Source organism: Streptomyces sp. NPDC093225 (assembly GCF_044753805.1).
In the GTDB taxonomy this organism is placed as follows: Bacteria; Actinomycetota; Actinomycetes; order Streptomycetales; family Streptomycetaceae; genus Streptomyces.
Genome location: NZ_JBIVNX010000001.1, coordinates 1 through 24,391, shown reverse-complemented (window position 1 = coordinate 24,391; position 24,391 = coordinate 1). Strand labels below are relative to the sequence as shown.

At 74.0% G+C, this 24,391-nt stretch carries 25 protein-coding genes; 8 read left to right on the top strand and 17 right to left on the bottom strand.

Annotated features, from left to right (window positions below; all coding sequences use genetic code 11):
• Nucleotides 1–66: 66 nt before the first annotated feature.
• On the top strand, nucleotides 67–711 hold the full coding sequence (locus ACIQCH_RS00125) for a GAP family protein (RefSeq protein WP_402576879.1): 645 nt from the start codon (nucleotides 67–69) through the stop codon (nucleotides 709–711).
• Nucleotides 712–738: 27 nt separating this feature from the next.
• On the opposite strand, the gene ACIQCH_RS00120 is transcribed toward ACIQCH_RS00125, so the two are convergent.
• From ACIQCH_RS00120 to ACIQCH_RS00100, 5 genes are all read right to left on the bottom strand, one after another.
• Nucleotides 739–1,446, bottom strand: a complete 708-nt coding sequence (locus tag ACIQCH_RS00120; RefSeq protein WP_402576213.1) for an alpha/beta fold hydrolase — start codon at nucleotides 1,444–1,446, stop codon at nucleotides 739–741.
• Nucleotides 1,447–1,614: 168 nt separating this feature from the next.
• Nucleotides 1,615–2,649, bottom strand: coding sequence for a DUF6215 domain-containing protein (locus ACIQCH_RS00115; protein WP_402576211.1), 1,035 nt, complete (start codon nucleotides 2,647–2,649; stop codon nucleotides 1,615–1,617).
• 89 nt (nucleotides 2,650–2,738) lie between these two features.
• Nucleotides 2,739–3,686 carry a hypothetical protein gene (locus ACIQCH_RS00110; protein ID WP_402576209.1) on the bottom strand — a complete coding sequence of 316 codons (948 nt, stop codon included), beginning with the start codon at nucleotides 3,684–3,686 and terminating at the stop codon, nucleotides 2,739–2,741.
• 120 nt (nucleotides 3,687–3,806) lie between these two features.
• Nucleotides 3,807–4,340 carry a GNAT family N-acetyltransferase gene (locus tag ACIQCH_RS00105; protein WP_402576207.1) on the bottom strand — a complete coding sequence of 178 codons (534 nt, stop codon included), beginning with the start codon at nucleotides 4,338–4,340 and terminating at the stop codon, nucleotides 3,807–3,809.
• 103 nt (nucleotides 4,341–4,443) lie between these two features.
• On the bottom strand, nucleotides 4,444–5,229 hold the full coding sequence (locus tag ACIQCH_RS00100) for an alpha/beta fold hydrolase (protein ID WP_402576205.1): 786 nt from the start codon (nucleotides 5,227–5,229) through the stop codon (nucleotides 4,444–4,446).
• A gap of 269 nt (nucleotides 5,230–5,498) precedes the next feature.
• On the opposite strand from ACIQCH_RS00100, the gene ACIQCH_RS00095 reads away from it, so the two are divergent.
• The 3 genes from ACIQCH_RS00095 (at nucleotide 5,499) to ACIQCH_RS00085 (ending at nucleotide 8,343) form a co-directional block, all read left to right on the top strand.
• Nucleotides 5,499–6,614, top strand: coding sequence for a PP2C family protein-serine/threonine phosphatase (locus tag ACIQCH_RS00095; RefSeq protein WP_402576203.1), 1,116 nt, complete (start codon nucleotides 5,499–5,501; stop codon nucleotides 6,612–6,614).
• 113 nt (nucleotides 6,615–6,727) lie between these two features.
• Nucleotides 6,728–7,135 carry a YciI family protein gene (locus ACIQCH_RS00090; RefSeq protein ID WP_402576201.1) on the top strand — a complete coding sequence of 136 codons (408 nt, stop codon included), beginning with the start codon at nucleotides 6,728–6,730 and terminating at the stop codon, nucleotides 7,133–7,135.
• Between the two features lie 62 nt (nucleotides 7,136–7,197).
• Nucleotides 7,198–8,343: an RNA polymerase sigma factor gene (locus tag ACIQCH_RS00085; protein ID WP_402576877.1), complete on the top strand. Its 1,146-nt coding sequence runs from the start codon at nucleotides 7,198–7,200 to the stop codon at nucleotides 8,341–8,343.
• 73 nt (nucleotides 8,344–8,416) lie between these two features.
• Here ACIQCH_RS00085 and ACIQCH_RS00080 read toward each other — a convergent pair whose 3' ends face one another.
• From ACIQCH_RS00080 to ACIQCH_RS00055, 6 genes are all read right to left on the bottom strand, one after another.
• The gene (locus ACIQCH_RS00080) at nucleotides 8,417–9,139 is read right to left on the bottom strand and encodes a hypothetical protein (protein WP_402576199.1); all 723 of its coding nucleotides are present in this window, start codon (nucleotides 9,137–9,139) and stop codon (nucleotides 8,417–8,419) included.
• Complete coding sequence (locus ACIQCH_RS00075) at nucleotides 9,139–9,663, bottom strand: SigE family RNA polymerase sigma factor (RefSeq protein ID WP_402576197.1); 525 nt, start codon at nucleotides 9,661–9,663, stop codon at nucleotides 9,139–9,141. The genes ACIQCH_RS00080 and ACIQCH_RS00075 overlap by 1 nt, the downstream gene beginning before the upstream one ends.
• Before the next feature lie 146 nt (nucleotides 9,664–9,809).
• Nucleotides 9,810–11,240 carry a polysaccharide lyase family 1 protein gene (locus ACIQCH_RS00070; protein WP_402576195.1) on the bottom strand — a complete coding sequence of 477 codons (1,431 nt, stop codon included), beginning with the start codon at nucleotides 11,238–11,240 and terminating at the stop codon, nucleotides 9,810–9,812.
• A gap of 174 nt (nucleotides 11,241–11,414) precedes the next feature.
• Nucleotides 11,415–12,491: a winged helix DNA-binding domain-containing protein gene (locus ACIQCH_RS00065; protein WP_402576193.1), complete on the bottom strand. Its 1,077-nt coding sequence runs from the start codon at nucleotides 12,489–12,491 to the stop codon at nucleotides 11,415–11,417.
• Nucleotides 12,492–12,776: 285 nt separating this feature from the next.
• Nucleotides 12,777–13,304 carry a DoxX family protein gene (locus tag ACIQCH_RS00060; RefSeq protein ID WP_402576191.1) on the bottom strand — a complete coding sequence of 176 codons (528 nt, stop codon included), beginning with the start codon at nucleotides 13,302–13,304 and terminating at the stop codon, nucleotides 12,777–12,779.
• 206 nt (nucleotides 13,305–13,510) lie between these two features.
• Nucleotides 13,511–15,211: a hypothetical protein gene (locus ACIQCH_RS00055; RefSeq protein ID WP_402576189.1), complete on the bottom strand. Its 1,701-nt coding sequence runs from the start codon at nucleotides 15,209–15,211 to the stop codon at nucleotides 13,511–13,513.
• Nucleotides 15,212–15,485: 274 nt separating this feature from the next.
• Here ACIQCH_RS00055 and ACIQCH_RS00050 point away from each other — a divergent pair, with 274 nt between their 5' ends.
• A complete protein-coding gene (locus ACIQCH_RS00050; protein WP_402576187.1) occupies nucleotides 15,486–15,791 on the top strand; it encodes a hypothetical protein in 306 nt (101 codons plus the stop codon).
• Nucleotides 15,792–15,848: 57 nt separating this feature from the next.
• Here the strand turns inward: ACIQCH_RS00050 and ACIQCH_RS00045 are convergent, their stop codons facing one another.
• The 4 genes from ACIQCH_RS00045 to ACIQCH_RS00030 all read right to left on the bottom strand — a co-directional run bounded on the left by ACIQCH_RS00045 (nucleotide 15,849) and on the right by ACIQCH_RS00030 (nucleotide 19,860).
• On the bottom strand, nucleotides 15,849–16,982 hold the full coding sequence (locus tag ACIQCH_RS00045; protein WP_402576185.1) for a glutamate--cysteine ligase: 1,134 nt from the start codon (nucleotides 16,980–16,982) through the stop codon (nucleotides 15,849–15,851).
• Between the two features lie 300 nt (nucleotides 16,983–17,282).
• Complete coding sequence (locus ACIQCH_RS00040; RefSeq protein WP_402576184.1) at nucleotides 17,283–18,008, bottom strand: hypothetical protein; 726 nt, start codon at nucleotides 18,006–18,008, stop codon at nucleotides 17,283–17,285.
• 150 nt (nucleotides 18,009–18,158) lie between these two features.
• Nucleotides 18,159–19,139 carry a hypothetical protein gene (locus ACIQCH_RS00035; RefSeq protein WP_402576182.1) on the bottom strand — a complete coding sequence of 327 codons (981 nt, stop codon included), beginning with the start codon at nucleotides 19,137–19,139 and terminating at the stop codon, nucleotides 18,159–18,161.
• Between the two features lie 106 nt (nucleotides 19,140–19,245).
• On the bottom strand, nucleotides 19,246–19,860 hold the full coding sequence (locus ACIQCH_RS00030; RefSeq protein ID WP_402576180.1) for an HdeD family acid-resistance protein: 615 nt from the start codon (nucleotides 19,858–19,860) through the stop codon (nucleotides 19,246–19,248).
• A 335-nt stretch (nucleotides 19,861–20,195) separates the two neighbouring features.
• Here ACIQCH_RS00030 and ACIQCH_RS00025 point away from each other — a divergent pair, with 335 nt between their 5' ends.
• Nucleotides 20,196–20,621 (top strand): hypothetical protein, encoded by a 426-nt coding sequence (locus tag ACIQCH_RS00025; RefSeq protein ID WP_402576178.1) that lies wholly within the window; start codon nucleotides 20,196–20,198, stop codon nucleotides 20,619–20,621.
• A 500-nt stretch (nucleotides 20,622–21,121) separates the two neighbouring features.
• Here ACIQCH_RS00025 and ACIQCH_RS00020 read toward each other — a convergent pair whose 3' ends face one another.
• A complete protein-coding gene (locus ACIQCH_RS00020) occupies nucleotides 21,122–21,418 on the bottom strand; it encodes an SHOCT domain-containing protein (protein ID WP_402576176.1) in 297 nt (98 codons plus the stop codon).
• A 192-nt stretch (nucleotides 21,419–21,610) separates the two neighbouring features.
• Here ACIQCH_RS00020 and ACIQCH_RS00015 point away from each other — a divergent pair, with 192 nt between their 5' ends.
• Entirely contained in the window at nucleotides 21,611–22,045 is a 435-nt protein-coding gene (locus ACIQCH_RS00015; protein WP_402576174.1) for a hypothetical protein, read from the top strand.
• A 129-nt stretch (nucleotides 22,046–22,174) separates the two neighbouring features.
• Here ACIQCH_RS00015 and ACIQCH_RS00010 read toward each other — a convergent pair whose 3' ends face one another.
• Nucleotides 22,175–23,038, bottom strand: coding sequence for a YhjD/YihY/BrkB family envelope integrity protein (locus ACIQCH_RS00010; protein WP_402576172.1), 864 nt, complete (start codon nucleotides 23,036–23,038; stop codon nucleotides 22,175–22,177).
• A gap of 393 nt (nucleotides 23,039–23,431) precedes the next feature.
• Between ACIQCH_RS00010 and ACIQCH_RS00005 the strand changes: the two genes are divergently transcribed.
• Nucleotides 23,432–24,202, top strand: coding sequence for a GAP family protein (locus tag ACIQCH_RS00005; RefSeq protein WP_402576170.1), 771 nt, complete (start codon nucleotides 23,432–23,434; stop codon nucleotides 24,200–24,202).
• The last annotated feature ends 189 nt before the right edge of the window (nucleotides 24,203–24,391 follow it).

Below are 24,391 nucleotides of genomic sequence, written 5' to 3'. Positions count from 1 at the left end.
GCAAGCCCGTGGACGGTGCCCGCCCGGAGACGCCGGCGGGCCCGTCCTCAGGGAGCCGCCGTGCCGATGGTCGTCGACCTGATCGTGATCGGCACGGCCATCACCTTCGGCCCCCTGCACAACAGCGCTTTCATCCTGCTGCTCGCGTCACGCCGTGGTGTGCGCAAGGGCCTGGCCTTCGTCCTGTCCTGGCTGGCCAACCTCGTGGCGGTGATCGCCTGCGTCATGCTGCTGACCGGCGGGACGCCGCCGCGCCACCACAGCACGCCGTCGACCACCGCGCTCGCCGCGAAGCTCGCGATCGGCGTCGGGCTGGTGCTGTTCGGCGGCTACCGGCTCCGGCGGCCACCCCGCCCGCACCGGCCGCCGAGCTGGACGGGCCGCATCGACAACGCCTCCCTCGGCACCGCCGCCGCACTGGCCTGGCTCCTCCAGCCCTGGGCCCTGGTCGGCGCCGGCGCGGCCACGGTCGTCGACGCCGACCTCTCGTCCCTCTCCGACTGGCTCGCGCTGACGGGCTACTGCGTGCTGGCCACCCTCAGTCTCCTGGTCATGGAGATGTACACCGTCTGGGCGCCGGACGCCGCGCAGGCCCGGCTGAACGCCCTGCGGGCCTGGCTCGAACGGCACCAGAACCAGCTGATCATCACTCTCGCACTGTTGGCCGGCCTCTGGCTGACCGCCAGCAGCATCTACGCGCTCGTCACCTGACACCTGACACCCGTCACCCGTCACCCGTCACCAGACGCCCGTCACCGAACCGGCCACCGGCCCCCGGGTCGTCAGGATGTCGGCCAGTTCGACGGGACGGCTCAGGGCGACGCAGTGGCCGGCCGCGATCTCCTCGGGGACCACGCCGAGACGGTCCTGCACGAGCCGGCGCAGGAAGTCGGGGGGAAAGAAGCGGTCCTCGGTGCACAGCACGAACCCGGTCGGGACGGCCGGCCAGGCGTCGAGCGGCCACGGCTGGGCCGACGCGGCCGGCGACGGGTGGGCCCGTTCCCTGCCCATCGCCTCGTCGGCGAGTGCCCGGGGCACGTCGTGGTAGAACGCGACGCACGGGTCGTCGCTGCCGGTACGGCCGCCGTCCCGGCCGGCCCGGCGCCGCACGGCCTCGGCGTAGCCGGTGTTGCTCCACCACCGGTCCGGTGGTTCGCCCGGCGCCGGAACCATCCCGGCGACGAGGACGAGCGACGAGACGGGCCGGCGGGCGGCGACCAGGGGCGCGGTGAAGGCGCCGAACGACTGGCCCACGACCACCAGGTCCCGGCGGTCGCCGACCGCCCGGAGCACGGCGTCCGCGTAGTCGTCGAGCGTCGCCTCGTCGTCGTCGGCCGGAAGGTCCGGGGCCACCACGGCGTGCCCCCGCGCCCGCAGCTCGGCCGCGACCAGGTGCCAGTACCAGCCGGAGTCACCGGCACCGTGGATCAGTGCGAACGTACTCACGCGGGGCTCCGTCCTCCCGGCGACGCGACCGGCCCCCGCGGCGGCGGCGCAGGCCGTGATCGGCTGCGCGCCGGGGCGGGCCGTTCCGTCATCATGACGGACCGCCGCCCGTGGACCGGTCTTCGCCGGCGGCCCGGAGTGGTGTCCGCGCGGGTGCCGTCGGTGTCCTCAGCGGCCCGTTCGTTCGGGGATGACGGGAAGGACCTTGTCGGCGATGGCGAGGAGGACGCCGTCGTCCGGCAGGACTCCGGTCTTGCTCCACACGGTGATCTCGCAGTAGCCGCCCCGGTCCTTGCGGTCGAGCGCCACGGAGAGCGTCCGGGCCAGGGGGCCCTGTTCGACCGGGCCGCCGGAGCCGCCGGCACCGCCCAGATTGATGCTGATCTTCATGGTGTGGTCCGAGGAGAGGACCGCGGGCCGGCCCATGACCGAGCGCGTCTTGACGTCGATCTCGTTCCCGAACTTCATCAGCTTCACGTACTGGCCTATCGACAGGTCGTTGTACGTGGCGGAGACGTTCACCGAGTAGGTGTCGAACGCGACCTCGACCTCCGGCTGGGCGATCTTCCCGCCCGTCAGGGGCGCGGTGCCGTTCGAGCTCGACACCGTGGTCGCGGTCTCTCCCGGGGTTCCGAGGAGCCGGGCCAGGCCGGGCAGGTCGAGCGCTCGGCACAGCTCGTCGCCGGTGACCGCGCGGGGCGTACGGGGCGGCTTCGGGAAGGCCGTCGGCGGCTCCTTCGTTTCCCCGTCCTCGCACGAGGCGGGCGGCGGCGGCGTGATCTCGTCGGACGGCAGGAAGCGCGGCCCCACCCACGCCGCGGCCGCGAGGCCTCCGATCAGGGCCACGGCCGCGAAGGCCTGGCCCCAGGCGTTGGGCTCCTTCACCGGAGCGGCCGGGCCGGGACGCGGTACGGCCGCGGCCCGGGCCGGTCCGGCGGCCTCGGCCGGCGTCGCCGCGACCGGGGTCCCCGGAGCCGGAGCCGGGGTCGCCGGGGCCGGGTTCCGGCGTGCTCGCAGGGCCCGGACCACCCAGTTGATCCGTACCGCGGTGAACGCCAGGAACAGCAGGCCGAGACCGACCCCGAGCCAGTCGTGAGCGGGGAGGTCGACGTACACGAGGCGCGCGCCGAGGACCGAACCCAACACGATGAGCAGGGGTTCACGGATCCAGAACGGCAGGATGCGGAGGATGAGACCGAGCATCCGGTGATCTAATCAGCGCGGCACCGTGTTGACCATGGTGGAAGCCACAGTTCCGAGATCGCGCACCGGCCTCGTCCCGGCCCGTCCCGTCAACTCATCCCGGGCGATCCGCTGGTGCGCCGGTCCAGGAGCGCGCGCTGTCCCGACCAGGTGGACCCGTTGAACGAGGACCACCAGATGTGGTCGTCGGGGCCGGCCCCCCGCCAGGCCATGTACAGCCGGCCGGCGCCCCTTCCCAGTGCCGGGTAGTTGGCGGTCCGCCGGTCGTCCAGCACCCGCTGGCCGGACCAGGAGGTGCCGTTGAACGTCGACCACCAGATGTGGTCGTCCGCCCCCGTACCGCGCCAGGCCATCACCAGGGTCCGCCCGTGGGCGCCCAGGGTGGGCCAGGCGCCGGTCCGACGGTCCGCCAGCACCCGCTGACCGGACCACGAGGAGCCGTTGAAGGTCGACCACCAGATGTGGTCGTCCGTCCCCGTGCCTCGCCAGGCCATGACCAGCTTGCCGTTGGCCGACCCGAGTGCCGGCGCGCCCACCGCACGACGGTCGTCCAACACCCGCTGGGCGGACCAGGAGGTGCCGTTGAAGGTGGACCACCAGATGTGGTCGTCCGGCTGGGCCCCGCGCCAGGCCATCACCAGCTTGCCGCCCACCACCCCGAGCGCCGGCGCGTAGGTGCTGCGGCGGTCGGCCAGTTGCCGCGGCCTGGTCCAGTGCTGCCCGTCGTACCTCGACCACCAGATGTGGTTGTCCGCTCCGTAGCCGCGCCACGCCATGTACGCCCGGCCGTCGAGGTACGCGAGGTCGGGCTCCCTGGCGGTGGTCGCCGGGAACCCCTGCTGCTGCGTCCACCGCCCGTTCACCAGGCGCGACCAGTAGATGTTCGGGTCGTTGCCGGTCCCCCGCCACGCCATGTAGGCGGTGTCCGGCGCCCGGGTCGCCGCGACGGCACCGCCCGGCGCCACCCCCAGCAGCGCGCCCCACGCGATCAGCGCGGCAACCGGGGCCGCCGCTCGCCGCGTCATGTTCTCGGCCATGATCCTCTCCCCCTGTGGAGTGCTGAGCCGGAGGATCCAGCATGGCGGGGCGCGGGTCCCCGCGTACGAACGTCGCCGGATCCCGGCCGGCGCATCGAGGTGCGTCGGCTCGTTGCGCCGTCACATCGGGAAGGAGTGCACCCGCAGGGTTCCGGTCGGCCGGTTCACGCCCTTGTGCAGCGGCGTCCACATGGTTCGGAGCGGCATGGGTACGGGGCCTCCCGGCTGTTCGACACGGACGTCCTGGTCCAGCGCGTGCCAGCCGAGCCGCTCGTAGAGCGGCACGAGGGGCGCTCGGCAGAACAGGATCCCGTGCTCGGGTCCCAGGGTCCGGGCATGGTCCAGGGCCGCACCGATGACCAGTCGGGCGAGGCCCCGGCCCCGGAGGTCGGGCGCGACGGCCACGCCGCCCACGCCCACCGTCTCGGTGGCGACCTCGCCGATCGACACCGGCAGTCGGAGCAGGCCCGCGTGCGCCACGAGGCGGCCACCGAGCCGGATGCCGAAGTGCTCGTCCTTCGGAAGCCAGGTCAGACCGGTGTGCGCGACGCCGAACGGATCGGCCCCGCCGCCGAGGATCTCGCTCTGGTCCGCCGTCGTGTAGTGAGTGAGGCGTATCGTGCCGGGCGACGCGTGTGACAGGTGATCAGACATCCCTCCATGATCCACTTCGCATGGCGCCGTGCCAACAGGGACGGTGACGGCGGACGCCCGCCCCGGCGGCCGGTAGCCCCGGGGCGGTCTCGGCGCCGGCTGATCAGCCCCGCCGATCCGCGGCTCGGCCGGGCTCCGTCAGGAAGTCGGTGACGGCGGCGGCGAACCGCTCCGGGGCGTCGTGGTGCACGACGTGACCGGCGTCCAGCTCCACCAGGCGGGCCCGCCCGCCGCGGCGGGTGATCATGTCGCGGGCGTGATCGGCCGCCAGCTCGTCGCTCCGCGTCCCACGGACCAGCAGGGTGGGGCAGGACACCGCCGTCCAGTCGGCCCAGTGGTCGCCACTCAGCGCCTTCTGGGACGTCACGGTGTCGTCGATGCCGAACGAGAACCCCCAGCCCCGGCCCTGCTGCCGGAACGAGCATTCCAGGTAGGGCGCGGCCGCGCCCAGGGCCTCGACCAGCGCCTCCCGGGACGGCGCGGGACGGGGAAGGCGCGTGGTGAACGACCAGTCGCAGTCGACGACCGCCCCGATGTCCTCCACGATCAGCCCACTGACCGCGTCCGGGTGCCGGGAGGCGAACTGGTAGGCGTTCAGGCCGCCCAGCGAGTGCCCCAGCACGACCACCGGGCCGAGCCCCAGATGCCGGTGGAAGGCGAGGACGTCGGCCACGTAGTCGTCCCGCCCGTAACTCGCCGCGGGCTCGGACTCCCCGTGACCGCGCTGGTCGAGCGCGATCACCCGCCACCGCGGCGCCAGCGCCGCCGCGAGCGGGGCGAACGCCGACGCCTCGTTGTAGTGCCCGTGCAGGGCCACGAGCGGCTCCCCCGGACCACCGAAGTCCAGGTACGACAGCTTGCGCCCACCCACTACGAAGAACTCACGCATGGGGTGGATCTTAGGACGGTGTCCCGCGTGGGGATCTTGGCGAGCGTCTCGTAGCAGGTCACGACTGCGGGGAGCCGGAGGAAGGCGGGAAACGACCGCCCTACGCACCCGCGCCCCTCACGGATGTTCATCGCGCATGGATTCGATTCGCGGACGGCGGTGACACGGTCGGCTCCGCTCGGGCGCCACCCGTCGACGGACCGTCGTCGCGCAGCCCCCTGGCGGCGGTCAGAGCGCCGCGCTCTCCCGGCATAGATATTCTGTGAGGTGTGATCGAGTCCGGACGGCCGCGGCTCCGTCGGCGCCCCGGTCCGGGAAGACTTGTGCGGCTGTCGCCGGTCATCCTGACCGTCGTCATCGCCAGCCTGGCGTACAACACACCGCCGGAAATGGCCTTCAGTCGCCTCCTGCCCGCGGCGCCGGCCCTGGCCGGCGCCATGTGGCCGATCCTCCCCACCATCCTGCTCGGTACGGTCTGCCTCCTCCTGATGATCGGCCTCAGCCTCGTCTTCCCCGATCTGGGCACGTGGTGGACGGCCGCCGGCATCATCGCGGTCACCGTGGCGGCCGCGTACGGCAGCCACGTCCGGCTCCAGCGGGAGCGCACCCTCTTCCAGGTCCGGCTCGTGGCCGACGCGGCGCAGCAGGTCGTGCTGAGCCCCATGCCGCGCCGCATCGGGAACGTCGAGATCGAGTCGCTGTACCTCGCGGCCGCGGCCGAGGCCCGCATCGGCGGCGACTTCTACGAGGTGGTCGACACGCCGTACGGGGTGCGGCTGCTCATCGGGGACGTGCGGGGCAAGGGGCTGCCGGCCGTGGGGGCGGCCGCGGCGATCGTCAACGCGTTCCGCGAGGCGGCCTACGGCGAACTCGACATGGTCGACATCGCCCGCCGGCTGGACGCCAGCAGCACCCGCTACAACGCCGCCTTTCCCCCGGACGGACCCATGGAGCGCTTCGCCACCGCGCTCCTCGTCGACATCCCGCACGGCGGCAACCGCATCGACATCCTCAACTGCGGACACCCACCGCCACTGCTCCTGCACCGCGGGCGACTGCGCGTCCTCGAGACCGCGGCCCCCTCGCCCCTGCTCAGCCTCGCCGAGCTGATCGGGGACGACTACACCGTCGACACCTTCGACCTCTCCCCCGGCGACCTGCTGCTCCTGTACACCGACGGGATCGCCGAGACCCGCGCCCGCGACGGCGAGTTCTTCCCGTTGGCGGCCTGGATGCGTCGACAGCCCCCGACACCGCCCCGTGAACTGCTCACGGCCCTCCACCGCGACCTCCTGCGTCACAGCAGAGGACGCCTCGACGACGACATCGCCGCCCTCGCCGTCCGCCTGGGTGATCAGTCGGACACGGCGGGTCCGCTCGCCTAGGCTCACCCGGAAGGACCAAAGGGTTTCCGGACGGCGATGTCGAGAACCGGTGACCGGCTCCGTCCCCGCTCCGAACGCGACCACCACGGGTCGCACCAGCGAGGAGAACCACCATGGCCAAGTACCTGCTGCTCAAGCACTACCGCGGCGCGCCGGCTCCGGTCAACGACGTGCCGATGGACCGGTGGACGCCGGAGGAGATCTCGGCCCACCTGCAGTACATGAACGACTTCGCCGCCCGGCTCGAGAAGACCGGCGAGTTCGTCGACGGCCAGGCGCTCGCTCCCACCGGTTCGTGGGTCCGCTACGACGGTGAAGGGCGCCCGCCGGTCACCGACGGCCCGTTCGCCGAGACCAAGGACCTGATCGCCGGCTGGATGGTGATCGACGTCGACGGCTACGAGCGCGCCGTGGAGCTGGCCGGGGAGCTGTCGGCCGCCCCCGGGGCGGGCGGGAGGCCGATCCACGAGTGGCTGGAGGTGCGCCCCTTCCTGGCCGCGCCGCCCACCATCACCGAGTGACCCCACCCACGGAACCCATGGAACCCATGGAGCGCATGGAACGCCTGGAACGCATGGACCCCATGGACGAGGCCGTGCTCAGGAGTCTCACGCCGAGCGTGCTCGGCGTCCTCGTCCGCCGCGGAGCAGACTTCGCGGCGGCCGAGGACGCCGTGCAGGACGCGTTGGTCGAGGCGGTCCGCGTCTGGCCGGACGGGCCGCCGCGCGATCCGAAGGGCTGGCTGGTCACCGTGGCCTGGCGCAAGTTCCTCGACGCGACCCGCGCGGACACCGCGCGCCGCCGGCGCGAGGACCTCGTCGACGCGGAGCCGGCCGCCGGTCCCGCCGCCACGGCCGACGACACGCTCCGGCTCTACTTCCTCTGCGCCCATCCCGCGCTGACGCCGTCGTCCGCGGTCGCGCTCACGCTGCGCGCCGTCGGCGGCCTGACGACCCGGCAGATCGCCCGGGCCTACCTGGTGCCCGAGGCGACGATGGCGCAGCGCATCAGCCGGGCCAAGCGCACCGTCTCCGCCGTCCGGTTCGACCGGCCCGGTGACGTGGCCACCGTGCTGCGGGTCCTCTACCTGGTCTTCAACGAGGGCTACTCCGGCGACGTCGACCTCGCCGCCGAGGCGATCCGACTCACCCGGCAGCTCGCGGCCGCGATCGACCACCCCGAGGTGGCCGGGCTGCTGGCGCTGATGCTGCTCCACCACGCGCGGCGCGCCGCCCGGACGGCGCCCGACGGGAGCCTCGTACCCCTCGCGGAGCAGGACCGCGACCGGTGGGACACGGCGTCGATCGCGGAGGGCGTCGGGATCCTCCAGGCCGCCCTCGCCCGCGACCGGCTGGGCGAGTTCCAGGCGCAGGCGGCCATCGCGGCGCTCCACGCGGACGCGCGCACCGCCGAGGAGACCGACTGGGTGCAGATCGTCGAGTGGTACGACGAGCTCACGCGCCTGACCGACAGCCCGGTCGTGAGGCTCAACCGGGCGGTGGCCGTCGGCGAGGCCGACGGGCCGCGCGCCGGCCTGGCCGCGCTCGCGGAGCTGGACGACGGGCTGCCCCGCCACGCCGCGGTGGCGGCGTACCTCCACGAGCGCGACGGCGATGCGGTGACCGCGGCGCGGCTGTACGCCGAGGCGGCCCGGGCGGCGACGAACGTGGCCGAGCGTGACCACCTGACCCGCCAGGCCGCCCGGCTCAACGCCCGCGGGCGTCGCTGACGGGTCGCGCCCGGTTCGTCCCGCGGCACGGGCGCGCCCCCGTGACCTCGGGTCCGTCACGGGGGCGCGGCCGTCAGAACGCGCCGGAGACCGTGTGTCCGGTGCCGTCCGTCGTCCGCGCGGTGGCCGTGTAGCCGTCCGCCGCCGTCCGGCGGGTGCCCCGGGCGTGGTCGTACTGGACGGCGAAGACGTGCTCGCCCGCGGGGACGGTCCTGCCCGGCTTGAGCGTCCAGCGGTAGACGACCGCGTCCGGCCGCCGCTGTGTGACCAGCGTGAAGTCCGCCTCGGGCAGGGTCCGCCAGGCGCCCGTGGAGGCGACGCCGCCGGTCTGGTCGATGCGGACCTCCAGCGTGAGGGCCGTCAGGGGGGCGCCGGTCGTGAGGGTGATGTCGCTCTGGGCCCAGTAGGCGTTGCTGTGGGGGTCCACGGCGCCGCGCGACCGCAGGGGGCCGCTGGAGGGCGTGGGGCCGGGGATGCCGGCCCGGGGGGTGGCCGGGGTGGGTCGGCCCGGTCGCGGCACGGCCGGACCGGTGGCCACCTTCCGGGCGGCCACCCCGTGCGCGGTCCCGTTCTCGTGGACGAGGGTGTGCGCCGCGACGCCGCCGATCACGAGGGCCGTGGCCGTGGCGAGGGCGGCGAGGCCGATGCGGGGCCAGGACACCGGGTGGTGGCGGCGCCCGGCGGCGCCCCGCGGGACGGCGTCGCGCACGCCCCGCTCCACGCGCGCCCGCATGCGGGCGCGGTCGGGGTGGTGGGCCCGGGCCGCGTCGCGCAGTCGGGCCTGCAGGTCCTCCATCAGATCCGCCTCCCCGTCAGTTCCTCGGTGGCGCGGGCCCCGAGCAGGCGTTGCAGTTCGGCCGTTCCCTTGGAGGTCTGGCTCTTCACCGTGCCCACGGACACGCCGAGGGCGAGGGCGGTGTCCTTCTCCGACAGGTCCAGGGCGTGGCGGAGCACGACGCAGGCGCGTTTGCGGAACGGCAGCCGGTCCAGGGCCCGGCGTACGTCCATCACGGCGGCGACGTCGGTGTCCTCGACGCGCTCGGGGACGCGGGCCCAGAACAGGGTGACGCGCCGTCGTTCCCTGGTGAGGGCGCGGATCCTCGCGCGTGCCATGTTCGCGACGACCCCGCGGGCGTACGCGACCGGGTGCGCGGCCTCCCTGACCCGGTCCCAACGGTGCCAGAGGGCGACGAGGGCGTCGGCGGCCAGGTCGTCGGCGGCGTCCGCCTCGCCCGTGAGCATGTGGGCGAGGCGGGCCAGTTCCGCGTGGTGGCGCTCGAAGAAGTCGTGGAACTCCGCGGAAGCGTCGTCGAGGAGCAAGGCGGCGTCTCCGTGTGGGGTGCCCGTGGCGCGCCGGGTGACCGTGGTGGCGGTGGCCCTCGTCACGGGCGGGGCGCCCGTGGTGTGTGGTGCGCCCGTGCCGGGGGCGGGCCCCGCGCCGGACGGGGAGGCGGTGAGCATACCCGTCACCGCGGCTGCCGTTGCGCGCCTGTCCGGGCGGCGGCCGGGGCGCCGACGGTGCCGCGCGCCGTCAGGACGCCCGCGCCGGCGCGGCGGGCGAGGGACTCGGGCAGGTGGGCGGCGGACGTCTCCAGGCCGGTCGTGAGCCGGGGCTGCCAGTCCGCCCGCGGCCGGATCCCCTTCGCGTGCGCCCGGTTGTACGCGGCGACCAGGTCGGTCGCCCGGCCGTCGACCAGGGTGCCGGTGCCGTCGAAGGCGCCGGTGCCGTCGCCCGACAGCAGGTCGGACACCTTCCGGTCCGGGGACAGGGTCCAGTGGTCGTACTGGGACACCACCTGTGCGCCGGCCCGGACGTTCACGCTGTAGCCGTGCGCGTAGCCGTGCCGCGGCGTCGTGTCGAAGTGGTTGTTGTACAGGTGGACCTGTCCGACGCGGGCCAGCGGGGCGCGCTGCACGATCCCCTGGAAGACGTTGTGGTGGAGGGTGACGCGCAGCTTCGTGTCGCGGTCGCTGCTGCCGATCAGCATCGTCTTGTCGTGGTCGAGGAACCGGTCGTAGGAGACGGTGACCAGGTCGGAGGCGTTGGTGATGTCGAGCGCGCCGTCGTGCACCTGGTACTCGCGGCCGAAGTACCGGGGGTTGGCCGCGTCGAAGTGGGGGCCGTCGGTGAACGTGTTGTGGTCGGCCCACACATGGGTCGCGCCGCGCAGCGTGAGCGCGTCGTAGGCGGAGTTCCAGTTGCCCTGCGCGCCGTCGGTGGGGTCCCACTGCGGGAAGCAGTCGCGGGTGTCGGCGAGGGTGAGGTTGCGGACGATGACGTTGTCCGCCTTCTTGACCGTCAGGCTGCCGCCCTCGATGCCGGCGTCGGTGCCGGGGACTCCGACGAGGGTGGTGTTCGAGGGGACGTCGAGCAGGACCCGTTCGGCCTGCCTGGCCGCCGCCGACTTCCGGGCGGACTCCTGCGCACCGGACGGCAGTTCGCGGCGGCCCCAGACGGCCGGGTCGTACGCCTTGAGGTAGGCGGCGAGGGAGTATCCGGTGCCCTTGGCGTGGTCGGCGCAGGTCAGGGCGTGCCCGGCGGCGTCGGTGTCGGCGGCTATCCGGCCCCGTACCTGGATGACGCGCGGTGCGCCGGCGGGTCCCGCTCCCAGGGCCCGCACCAGTTCGGCGCGGGTGCCGACGGTGAACACGTGCGCGGCGTCGGCGGCGTGCCCGCCCGTCGTGCCGGAGCCGCTCGACGCCCATCCGTCCCCGGCGGGCAGCACCGCACGGCCGAGCGGGAGGGCCGCCGCGGTGCCGGCGGCGGGAGTGGCGGGGATGGCGTCCGCCCGTACGACGAGCGGGGCGGCGGCGAGGCCGGCCGCGCCGATCACGGCGGTGGCCGCGAGTGCGGTGCGGCGGCGGGCCCGGGGGCGGCGATGGGGAGCGAGGGGCACGGGTGTCCTTCCGGTGGGGGCCGGTCTGTCTGCTCCTCAGTTGCCGCCGCGGGGCCCCGGGTTGCCGCCGCCCACCGGACGGCCGCTGTGGCGTGCGTCACCCTCGGCCAGGCCGCCTGGCCCAACGTTCTCGCCTACGCGGCCGCCCTGTTCTTGGATCGGGATGTGGGTCGGCTATGCGGTTGGCCGCAGAAAGCCGACGACGGCCTCCTTCTCCACGTCGATACCCTGCTCGATCTGGGGCGGGACAGGTTCGAACGCATCCACCTGGATGGAGCGCGAGCCGGAGCCACGGGTCCAGGTGGCGATGGCCAGGCCGTTGGCGATGACGGTGGGCCGGATGAGGCCGCCTCCTGGCCAGACGCGGGCCTGGTGGAGAGCGGGGACGGACACCTCGCGGGTGCAGTAGCCGATCAGGTAATTGTCGTAGGCGGGCAGCATGCGAACGTCGGGGGTGTCAGACGAGGCTGGGAGTTCTTTCACCCGCCCGGCGAGCATGGTCAACGCGCCGTACTCGGTGATCGCGCCCCGTTCCGCCAGCAGTTTCCAAGCCCTGCGAGCCCAGGTGACCGGCAGCCCGGACCAGGCGCCGAAGTCCTCCAAGGTGGCGGGGGCGTGCGCGGCCAGGTAGCGGCGGGCCAGCTCGGCGAGAGCAGCGTCTCCCTCCCACCGGAAGCGCCCGGTGGTGGGCAGCCAGTCGTCGAGCAGTACATACGTGGCCTCACCGGCGCGCTGTGGGCCGTGGCAGAGGGTGCCGGTGAGTGCCGCGTGGCGGATCAGGTGGAAGGGCGCCTGCCCGTCCGGCGGAATACCGAGGGTGGCGAGGTGCTCGGTCAGCTCGGGCCGGGTGAGTGGTCCGTGCGCGGCGAGAACCCGCCGGATGAGATGGTCGGCGCGCTGGCGCAGACCCTCGCCCAGGACCAGCTGCTGGTAGCGGCGGCTGGTTGTGGCAAGGATCCGAGGGGCGAGCAGGTGCAGGACCCAACGGGCGTCGTCGCTGGGGATGGTGTGCAGGGTGCCGCGCATGTACCAGTTGCGGACGATGCTCCGCTCGTCCTGGTACGCCGCGCGGATGGCCCCGGCGGTGATGTTCAGCCCGCGTGCCCGGATGCCCAGGTCGGCAGCCGTGGCGTCTTGGGCCTGGACGGCGAAGACTCGTCGGACGACCGCCTCGGCAGAGGCCTCCCGTGCCCCGCAGGCAAGGGCCTGCGCACAGGCGCGCAGCTGGCGGACGCTTTCGTGGTCAAGCATCGTGTGCCTCTCGGCCAGCGCGGTCAGGAGACGGCCGCGTCGAGGATGCCGGCGAGTTCGGCGGGCGCGGACAGCATCGGCCGACAGAATCCGCCCTGAAATGCCGAGTGATCTATGTCGCATCCCCTGACCGTACGTCGCCGCCCTGCCGGTGATGGCCTGCCGGATCCACGTGGGCGGCCCCCGCCGAGTCCTTCGACCACCTGCTCGCCGTCTGGAGCCGCGACGACCGCGCGCTGCTCGACGCCGCCGTCCTCCTCGCAGCCGCCGCCGGCCCGGGTGTCGTCAGTCGGTCGCCGCGTCGGAGTCCTGCTGGCCCACGGCCCGCTTGGTGACGACCACGGCTGCCGCGACGGCGCTCGCGGCGAAGGCCAGGGCGAGCATCCACCGCTGGTCGAAGGTGTGGCCGGTGGCGTGGTCGAGGGAGTAGCGGCCCGCGCCGGCCAGGCCGATGGTGGCGGCGGTGAACCCGAGGAACGCCGGGTACTCGAAGCCGCCGGCCTGGGCGAAGAAGCCCGCCGGGGCGTGTACGGAGACCGCACCCGCCATCGCCCCGGCCGCCGCGGCGCCCGCGGCCGGCGTGGCCAGACCCAGCACGAGCAGGGCCCCGCCGCCGGTCTCGCCGAGCCCTGCGGCCAGGGCGCTGTGCCGGCCCGGCGTGAAGCCCATGTGCTCCATGGCGACCGCGGTCTGGTCCAGACCGCCGCCCCCGAACCAGCCGAACAGCTTCTGCGTGCCGTGCGCCATGAGTACGGCCCCGGTTCCGGCGCGGAGGGCCAGCAGCGCGAGGTCGCGTCGGTTGATGCGGGTCATCGGAGTCTCCCAGGGACGACGGGGCGGATGCCGGGACATCCCTATCCCTTCCGGGCGGTCACGCCCCGCGTCCCGGCGTACGTCCGCCGAACGGGCGAGCCCCGGTGGCGGAGCGGGCCGGTCCGCACGGGGCGGGGACACCTGGCCGGGCGTCGGCCCGGCCAGGTGCAGGCCCGGCGGGTGCACGCCCCGTCCGGGTGCAGGAGTCAGTCGCAGGCGGCCAGCGCCAGGGCCTCGACGGCCAGGCTGCGGCCCGTGGTGCCCAGGTGGATCTCCTGGCCGCGGGTCCTGGGCTGCCAGCCGAGGCCCTGGACGTGCGCCCGGCCGGTCAGCGTCCCGCGGTCGGTCCGCACCTCCAGCGCCTCCAGGCGCAGGGCCCGGCCGGTGGTGCCCACCTCCGCGGTGCCGCCGTCCGGGATCCTGACCCACGGCTGCCAGCCGACGTTCTGGACGTGGGCGCGGACCCACAGGCCGCCGGTCCCCGTGGCCGAGAGGCGCAGCGCCTCCACCGGCCTGCTCTGGCCCACCGTGCCGACCCCGGCGCCGTCCGCCCCGGTGACGGCCTGCCAGCCGACGTCCCGCAGGTGCGCCTGGTAGCGAACGGTGCGCCCCGGCCGCGCCGGCGTGCCCTCGGGGTCACCGCAGGCGTCCTGCCGGGCGACGTCGTTGAGGGCGATCACCGCCCGCTGCAGGGCGCCGGCGGGCACGCCCGCGCCGTTCTGGTTCACGTCGTCCGTCATCACCACGTTGAACTGGTCCACCGCCGGGTGCAGCTGCCACGGGCCGGTCAGCAGCGTGAGAAACCGCGCGTTGAAGCCGTGGGCGAGGTTCAGCATGTAGGCGTCGGCCACCTCGCGGGGCACGGCCCCGATCGCCGCGCCCCACTGCGCGAGGACGGCGCCCGGGACGGTGAGGTCGGGCGTGACGAGGCCGCTGAGCGAGAACAACCCGGTCGGGCGTGCGGACTGGGGCCAGTTGAGGGCGAGGTCGTCGAGGGTGACGGCCGAGGCGTAGGTGCGTTCCGCGGCCCCCGCACTGTCGAACAGTGCGCCCAGGTAGTCGTACCAGGACAGCGAGGCGTAGGCGTAGCTGCCGCGGTCGGTGGAGTCGGACGCCGGCCACAGCAGGCCGCGTTGGTCCTCCCGCCCGTCGCCCATGACGACGACGTGGCGCCCGGCGTCGACGAACGCCCCGAGCGGGCTCTGCGGGTCGTACGCGGACCGCGGGGCGATCCGGTCCCGGCCGACCGCGTCCATGAGGAGGTCCGCCGCGGCACCGCGGGCGGCGGCCAGCTCCGCGGCCGGCGCCGTGACCGAAAGGCGCAGGACCACGAGTTCCGCGGGATGGCGGCGGATCCAGTCGGCCAGGGCGGCCACCTCGCCCGGGCGCCCGTCGGCGTCGAAGAACAGGTTGCCCAGGGGCGAGCCGTGGTACGTGTACCAGCGGCCGTCCTGTTTGCACAGGCGCAGGTCCAGCACGCGGGCGCCGCCGTCGAGCTGGTCGACCAGGCTTCCGCTCTGGGTGCGCGCCATGCTCGCGGCCACGGCGGGGTAGGCCCGGGCCACGTCGTAGGCGTCCCCGGAGGTGCACAGGCCGCTGCCGGGGCGGATGCTCCAGCTGCCGGAGTCGTGGCTGCCGGGCATCGCGATGGCGTTGAGGGGTCGGTCGTGCAGCTGGGCGGCCCGCTGCCCCATCCAGTTCGCCAGGTCGACCGGTGCCGCCGCAGTGGCGGCTGCGGTTCCCGCGGCGGGTTCGGCGGCCGTGGAGGGCAGGACGGTGCCGGCTGCGGAGGCCGGGGCCGGCAGCGGGGCGGCCGTGCCGGCGCCGGCGGCGACGAGCACGGCCACGGCGGCTGCCAGACAGCCGGTGAACAGGGACCGCGGCCTCGGCGGGAATGCGGATCTCATGGCGCTCCAAGCGGACGGTGACCGGTGTGCGGACGGACCGACACCCTGCCGGATTGACTTGGACATGCCAAGTCATTGATTCGGCCGTGTTCCTCCCTCCGCAGCCGGTCGGGGGTTCCCGGGCGCTCCGCCGCGAGGGGGGCGCTCGGTGCATCCACCCCGGCGCGCGCACCGGTCCGCCGCGCGCGGAGTTGCCGTACCCGTCGACCGGTGCTTGCTTGGACGGGGACGAGAGCCCCCGGCCCGCGGGGGCGCCGCGGACCGGGAGGACCACGTGAAGTTCGCGCAGATCATCGACTTCGAGACCGAACGCGCCGACGAGATGCGCGAACTCATCCGCCAGTACGAGGAGAAGGCCCGGGCGTCGGGCCGTACGCTCGGCCCCACGCACCGCACGCTGCTGCGCGACCGCGCCAATCCGAACCGCTACCTGGCCGTGGTGGAGTTCGACTCGTACGAGGAGGCCATGGCCAACAGCGACGCGCCGGAGACGGCCGAGCTCGCCGCACGGCTCGCGGCGCTCTCCACGCGGCCGCCCGCCTTCACGGACTGCGACGTGACGGAGTCCGAGGCCCTGTAGGCCCACGTTTCGCACGGCCGGGCCCGCAGGGCGGGCGGGTCCCGTCCCCGTGCCGGTTCAGGGCGCCCCGCGGAGACCGTCGTCGACGGTCCTGCGGGCGCACTGGCGTACGACCGCGGCGAGGTCCCCCTCCGCGCGCAGGATCGAGCGCTGGACCCGGGCCCCGTTGCCGTCCTCCAGCAGGCGGGCGATCCCGGCGCGCGCGAACTCCTCGTCGCCGCAGTCCGCCAGTGCCTGGCCGACGTGGCGGTAGAGCGCGTCCACGGCACCCTCGGGCTCGGTGCTCCGGAACGTGTCGGGATGCAGCAGCGGACCGTCCAGACCCGACCGGCCCGCCTGCCACGACGCGAGCCGGAGCAGCCCGGTGCTGACGCGGGACGGCGGCCGGCCGGCCCGCCACTCACCGGCCGCGGTCTCCACCAGTCCCCGTACGAGAGCGGCCAGGAGGACCGAGGACGACGCGTCGAGGCACACGTCCGCCGCCCTGATCTCCACCGTGGGGTAGGTGGCGGACAGCCGGGCGTCGAACCAGATCATCCCCCGGTCGCGCAGCACCCCCGACTCCACCATCGCCCGCACCTCCGCGTGGTAGCGGTCGGCGGAGCCGAACACGTCCACCGGCCCGGCCGCGGGCAGCCTGTTCCACACCCGGCTGCGGTAGCTGGCGTAGCGGGTGTCCTCGCCCTGCCAGAAGGGCGAGTTCGCGCTCAGCGCGGTCAGCACGGCCAGCCAGGGCCGGATCCGGTCCAGGACGGCGACCCCCTCCTCGTCCGAGGCGACCGACACGTGGACGTGGCAGCCGCCGGTGAGCTGTTCCTGCGCCGTCATCCCGAACTGCCGCGACACCCACTCGTAGCGGTGTCCCGGTGACCTGGAGGGCCGGACGGCGAGCGGCGAGGTGCCGAGCGCCGCCACGACCGCCCCCGCCGTCGCCGCGTGTCGCGCGGCCTCGGCCCGCCACCGGACGACCTCCTCCATCAGCTCGCCCATCTGCGTCACCGGCTTCGTGGCGAACTCGAGCTGCTCCTCCTGGAGCTCGGATTCGAACGCGTGGCCCTCCTCCGCGCCGGTGCCCCCGTCCACGGCCCCGGCCCGGTCGGCCGCCGCCAGCACCGTGCTCGACACCGCCAGCGGCTCACCCGTTTCCGCGTCCGCCAGCAGCAGCTCTTCCTCCAAGCCCACGCTTCGCATGCAACCGCCCATCGTTCTCTCGTTCCGTGTGCCGAGTGCCGTGTGCCGTGTTCCGCGCGCCGTTGCGCCCGTGTGCCGTGCGCCGGGTTCCGTCCGGAGACCGGTCGTCACCGCCTGCCCGGACCTGCCACCGGCATGCGGACCGGTGTGCCGGCCGGTTCGGGTCCCGGCCGGCACACCAGCATGGCGCAGGGGGCTGCCCGGACCGGGTCGGGGCGCTCCGGGCACGGGCGTCGGGTACCGGGCGTGCGGGTACCGGGCGTGCGGGGACTCCGGCCGGCCCCGGCACACCGGGAACGGTCAGCCGTCGAGCGGCCAGGGGAAACCGAGTTCCGCGGCGCGCTCGCGGCTGCCGCCGCACACCCGCCCGTACGACTTCGGGTCCTCCTCGGCCAGGCGGCGCAGGGCTGCGGCGGCCTGCGCCTCCGGCGGCGCACCGTCGTCCGGGATGTCCCACCGGAACTGGAGCGGGCAGTCGGCCCGTTGCGGATCGCCGGAGCCCAGCCCGGGCACGTGGCGGAAGGTCACCACGGTGGTGTCCGGGTCCTGCCAGTCGGTGCTCACCCAGCCCGGGTCCGCGTCCCACCGGCGCAGCAGCTCCGGCCGCTCGGTCAGCCCCGCCGCGATGAGGCGGGCGGTGGTCCGGGCCGGCCAGGACCAGGAGCGGTCGGCCTCCGCGCGGGCGACCTCGGCGTCGTAGGCGGCCGCGTCGAACCGGCGGGCGGGCAGCTCGGGCACGCGGCCGCGGGAACCCGGCAGCGTGAGGGGCCTGCGCCAGTTCTCCCACACCACGTGGTCTCCGTCCCGCCGGATGGTGACGTGGAGCGCGCCGCAGCAGCCCTCCGTGCAGGAGGCCTCCGCGAGTTGCACCTCGCGGGGCTCCGCGGTGGCCCGTAGTCCGCCGCGGTCCAGCAGGTCTTCGGGAGCGTGCGCGGTTCCCAGGCGGAAGTGCTCTGGCACGACGGGACGGCCGTCGATCAGGATGCGGCACTCGACCGGGTACCGGTCCTCGGGGTCGCCGGCCACGACCTCGATGCGCAGTGGCCCGGGCCCGGTGGCGAGGTCGAACGGCCGTCGTCCGGTGCGCCGGAGCCACTCGGCCCGCCGCCGCCGGTCCGGCGTGGTCGCGCCGGCCCCCGCCCGTGCCCAGCGAGGGTCGGCGGCCGAGCGTCCCAGTCACTCGAGCAGCGCCTCGCGGCGTCCCGGCGGCCAGTCCAGCAGTACCGGGCCACCGCTGCTGAGGTCCTGGGCGAGGGACAGCAGCAGGGCGGCGTTCTCGAGGGTGGGCGGGAACAGGTCGGCCCGCGTGACGACGGCCTCGTACACCCACGTCGCCTCGGGGTAGGAGGCGAGCTCGGTGGCGTCGTAGCGCGTGCAGCCCATGCGGACGAGCAGCAGGGCCGCCCGGGCGAGCAGGTCCGGGTCCGTGGGGCGGTCGGCGAGCAGGTCCGCCAGCGGGGCCGCGTCCGCGATCCGGCGGGCCGTCCCACTGCCGACGGAACGGGGCGTGGTGGGGCACGCGAGCAGCTCCCGGGACACGGCCTGCCGGTCCTTCGCCCACAGGGCACGGAGGAAGGGGCCGAACTCCTCGCGGCGGGCGTGCAGCACGAGCCAGAGCACGGCTGCCGACCGGCGGTCGAGGACGTCGAGCGCCGCGACCGCCGGACCGGTGAGGGGCCGGAGCAGCCCGAGCGCGAACACGTGGGGGACGTCCTCGGGCCCGCCGAGGCGCTCGAGCAGCGTGAGGCCGACGGTGACGGTGAGCACGGTGGTGCCCGACCGGGTCAGCTGTCGGGCCAGGGTACGGGCCGCCGCCCGTTCCCCGGCCGGGAGCGGGAGGTCGGCGACGGCGTACCGGACGAGACGGTGGTGGCGGTCCCGGAGCCCGAGGCGGGCGAAGCGCCTCAGGAGGGTCGCGGGGTCGGCCGGGAGCGGGGTGAGCGCTTCCCCGAGGGCGCGCCGGGCCTCGTCCCACGGGATGCGCGCGCCGCTCGTCGCGGGCGTCGGCCCGGGTGCCGATGCAGGTGCCGACGCGGGTGGCAGGGTGTGGCCGCCCTGGGGCGGGAGTGCGTCGGTGGACTCGCTGCTCAGGCGGAGCGCCCGGGCGTAGAGGGTGGGCGGGGTGGTGAGCGCGCTGCGCTCGTCCCGGGCGGTCACCGGGTGGGGTGGGACTCGATTCCGTAGATCATGTGCGGAGCCTGCCACGCGGTGGGCGGGGCGTCCACGTCTTTTGCCCACTGCCGCTCGGACGGACGGGCCGCACTCATGCCGGTGGCGCGGGTGTGCTCCTGCGGAGGGCGGAGCGCAGTGCCAGGGCCATCACCAGCTCGAACACACCGAGCAGGACCAGCCACAGTCCCAGCAGCCGGGTCAGGGCCACCGCGGAGTCCACGGGGAAGCAGAGGACGACGATTCCGGCGACGACCCCGAGGGCACCGAGGCCGAAGAGCAGGCCCCGGTGGACGAGTGCGCGGTCGGCGATCGCGACGTACGCCGTCATCACTCCGGTCAGCAGCCAGAAGACCCCGACGATCAGGGACAGGGCGCCGATCGTCTGCATCGGGTGGCGCAGCACGAGCACGCCCGCCAGGAAGGCCAGCAGGGCGACCAGGATGCCCGCCAGTCTGCTGCCGCCCCCGTCCCTGCTGTGGGAGAAGGCCGCGACGAAACGGAAGCCGCCCGCGACCAGGAGCTGCAGGCCGATGATCACTGCGAGGACGTGGAGCGTCTCGTCGGGCCAGACGAGCACCACGATGCCCGGGATCAGGGTGGCGAGGGCGAAGCCCAGTGCCCAGTGCCACGAACCCCCGACCTGTCTCAGGACGTCCTCGGGGTCGCTCTGCGGACGCTGCGGTGATGCAGCGGAGGGTACGGACATCCCCACCTCCCAGGCCAGCCGAGGACCCTGGAGGGCCCTCAAGGTCGCCGGATGGACCTTTTCGGTCATTTTATTCCTCCGCGGTGCGACCCGCCCGCAAGCGGCCACGGACCGGAATCGCGGGGCCGCTCGCCCGACCCGGGCCCGTCTGATTCGCTCCGGCCCGGTCTGTCAAGTCCCGTATTGAAGTGGCGTGACCCCGGTGCGGCGGCGGGGTTTATTTGAAGCACGCCCTCACCGGGGAAAGGCCCCGGTAACCGGGGGCAGGAATCACACCCCAATTCACGGGGCCGTGGTTACCGGAAACCCCTTCTCATGCCGAGTGGAGAATTGTGATGTTCGAGCGCCTTCTTTCCCGTCGTATCGTTCTGGCCGGTGCTTCCGTGGCCCTGGTGGGTGGCGGTATCGCCCTCCCGGCGACCGCGATGGCCGCTCCCGCCGCCGCTCCGCAGGGCGTGGTGTCGCTGGCCCACGCCGACAGCGCGGACGGCATCGGCACGAGTGGCGACTCGAACGCCGAGAACACCACCGTCGGCGGCACCGCGACCGGCGGGAGCGCCGACACCGGCGGCAACAGCTGCAAGGGCAAGTGCACGATCAGCACCGGCAACGCCACGGGCGGCGACGCCAGCGCCGACGCGGTCAACACGGGCGACGCGACCTCCGTGAGCGGGGACGCGACCGGTACCGGCGGCACGGTGTCGAAGAAGGACATCAAGGAGCAGGTCAAGGCGGAGCTGAAGGCCAAGCTCGGCAAGTGAGCTGACCCCCTCCCCCGGGCGGGAGAAGCGGCCGAAAAGGGGCCGGCCTGGCGGCCGGCCCCTTTTCGACGCTCGCGGGGCGTTTCCGGAAGGTGCTGTGCGGGTCTACTCACGGAATGGGTACCGCCGGTCCGCAAACCCGGTCGAGCGGTTGCCGTCACAGCCGCGCATGCTCCCCATGTCGCGGACGATCTCGGATCCCGGCCCTGCTGTGCTGTGCTCTGCTCTGCCCTGCTGTGCTGTGCTCTGCTCTGCCCTGCTGTGCTGTGCTGTGCTGTCGGTCCTGCCGGTCCTCCCCTGATGCACGTCCACGACCCTGCGGAGCGTCCGGCCCCGGGGCCCCTCGGCAGGGTGACGGTACGGGAGTGCCCCGCACCCCGGTACGGGGGTGCGGGGCGCCGCCCTGCCGGGTCCGGCCCCCGCCGTAGCGGTCGAGCCGGCGGGCGCGTGCGCACCGCGGGCTCGACACGGGTTTCTCGTCGTGCCGCTCGGCCGCCCGGTCAGGCGAGGAGGCGGCGCTTCTGCTCTTCGAACTCGGCGTCGGTGAGGATCCCTTGGGCCTTGAGGTCGCCGAGCTTCTTGAGCTGGTCGATCTTGTCGCTCATGCTGTCCTCCGCGGGCGCGGGGGCAGCCGCGGGGGCGGCGGGCGGCGGAGGGGCCTGGGGCTCCTCGTAGGACTGGGGGGCCGACTGGGCGGCCCAGCGGCCGGCCTGACGGCGTGAGACGCGGTTGGACACCGCGGTCGCCGTGCCCGCGACCACGGCGGTGCGGGCGACTCCGCGAAGAAGACCTGGCATGGTGATCGCCTCTCACCCGGAATCGATGGTGAACACGGTCGGTCCACCCAAGCTGTGTCCATTAGAGCACCGGCCTGATCTGACGGCATCTCGGAATATCCCTGACGTGCACCTTCACGGTGAATCTGCCGGGTGGGATGAACCGTGGCAGGCTGGGAGTGCGTGTTTTGCCCCAGTCAAAAGGAGCACGAAATGACGACGCAGAGCGCGAGAATGTCGGGCGGCGGTGCGCACGGGTGGTCGGCCGTGTCCGGCTGGACCATGTTCGCCGCGATCATGATGATCTTCAGCGGCATCATGGCCGTCTTCGAGGGGATCGCCGCCATCGCCAAGGACGACGTGTTCGTCTCGACGCGGAACTTCACCTTCCAGTGGAGCCTGACCGGCTGGGGCTGGCTGCACCTCATCCTGGGCATCGTGGTGGTGCTGGCGGGCATCGCCCTGTTCAGCGGGGCCGCGTGGGCGCGGGTGGTGGGCATCGCACTGGCCGGCCTGTCCATGCTCGCCAACTTCGCCTGGCTGCCCTGGTACCCGTTCTGGGCCATCCTCCTGATCATCATCGACGGATTCGTCATCTGGGCCCTGTGCGTCGGCCCCAGCAGGGACCGGGAGGCCTTGCAGGTCTGAAGCACCGGGCAGGCGGAGACGCCGCTGTCATTGCTGCCGCCGCAGTGGCCGGCAGGAAGGAACGACGGAGGGTTCCGACTCCCCACGGGAGGCCGGAACCCTCCGTCACGCAACGACCGTGGCTGCCCGCTACGGCGACGGGGATCCGTCGGGCCGCGGGTGGTCCGGCGGGGGAGGCGGGGACGGGGGGCGGCCGGGCACCGGGGGCGGGGGCTTGGGGGGCGTACCCAGACTGCGGGCGACCCAGGGTTCGCGGGCGAGCACGGCGCCGGCGGTCACGCACAGGGTGACCACCGCGCACAGGGTGATCAGCCACGACAGCAGGGTGAAGACCGCCCCGAGCGACCCGTAGGTGTCCAGGCTGTGGTTGAGCACCCGCGGCACGTACAGCGAGGCGGTGGCCGACAGGACGCTCAGGGCCGCCCCGGTCAGCAGCGCACCCGGCAACAGCGGCAGCCACGGCACGCGCGCGGTCAGCAGCAGGTGCTGCGTCCACCACCACAGGGCGACCTCCGCACCGAACAGCAGCACCACCCCCAGCGTCTCGCCCGCGCCGAACCCGCTCAGCAGGCTCCCCTGCATTCCGATCATCACCAGCCAGGCCACCAGCCACGCGACCCACCGCCACGCCGCCACGCGCACGCCCGCCTTCGGCAGGCTCCACGCCCGCTCGCACAACCGCTGCATCGCCCGGCTGCAGGCCGTCGCCGAGATCAACACCATCAGGCCACTGACCACGCCGGTGGTCTGCCGCACCTCGTCCGAGGGGCCGTTGGCCTGTTGGAGGACCTTGTCCAGCTCGCTCTGGGCAGCGCCGGAGAGGCCGAACAGGTGCTCCAGGGAGCTGACGAACTGGTCCCGCAGCTCGTCCGGGGCGACGGAGGCGACCACGAACAGCAGCGGGACCGCCGTCAGGAACGTCTGGGCGGCCAGCCGGGTCGCCGAGTCCAGCACGTTCACCGAGACCAGCTGCTCCATGAAGTGCGTGATCAACGGGAAACGCGCCTCGGCCCGCGGCCGCACCTGCACCGCCCACGCCCGCAACCGTACGAACCGCGACGCGGGCCGCGGCTGCTGCGGCGGCTGCGAGGAGGCGGCGGCGTCCGGCCTCCGGGCACGACGCGACCGGCCACCTGAGGGGTCCCCACCGGCCCCCGACCCTGGCTCCATACAGCCAGCCTGCCGCTCCCGCGTCCACCCGGCTCGCGATGCGCGGACAACGGGTGAAGATCCCGGCAGGCCACACGGGGACGTCCGCCGGGTGCGGGAGGCACGGCGGCAGGGGGTGGGGCCGGGGATTTGTGGGGTCGTGGCGGGGCGGTGACGATGGGGGCATGAGCGAGAGCGGCCCGGGTGCCGGGCCCGCGCGAGCGCCCGGGAGCCGTGATGGTCCTTGACCTGGTGATCATCGGACTGGGGATCGCGGTGTTCCCCCTGTCGGTCGCCGCGTTCGTCCTGGTCCTGTCCACCGACCGGGGCGTCTGGAAGGGCCTGGCGTTCATCCTCGCCTGGCTCGCCTGCTTCGTCGGCGTCCTGGCCCTCGTCCTGCTGACCACGGGCGGCGAACCCCCCGCCCCCAAGTCCCCGCCCTCCACCGCGGCCTCCGCGCTCAAGCTCGCCATCGGCATCGGTCTGGTCGTGTACGGCTGGCAGCGGCACAGGCGCCGGACCGACGGGCGGGCCGGCCCCGTCTCGGAAGCACCGGAAGGACGGGGGGCCGGGCAGGCACGGGACGCCGGGGAGGCCCTACGAGCCCCGGAGGCCGCGGAAACGCCGAAGGCGGGCAAGGACGGGCCGGCGGGGAAGCCCTCCGGGGGGATGGCGGCGGAGCTCGACCACATCTCGATGTGGACCGCGGCCGGACTCGGGCCGCTGCTCCAGCCCTGGGGAATGGTGGCAGCAGGCGCCGCGACGGTCGTCAACGCCGACCTGTCCCAGACCTCCTCCTTCGTCGCCCTGTTCGTCTACTGCCTGATCGCCACCAGCAGCCTCCTGACGATGGAGCTCTACACCACCTTCGCCCCCGACGCGGCCCGCGAACGTCTCGGCCGCCTCCGCCGCTGGCTCCAGAGCCACCAGGAGCAGGCCATCGTGGTCGTCGTCCTGATCGTCGGACTGTTCCTGGTCGCCCGCAGCATCCACCAGCTGACGTCCTGACCGACCACCCCGCGCCCGGACCGACCCGGTCAGACGTCCCCGGGCCGGCCGGCCCGGGGACGTCCGTGCTCTAGGCGGTGGGGGCGGGGGTGGGGGTGGGGGTGGGGGTGGGTCCGGTGTCGAGGAACTCGCGGAGGGCGAAGCCGACCAGGACGATCACGGCGGTCCAGATCACCACCATCATCGTCG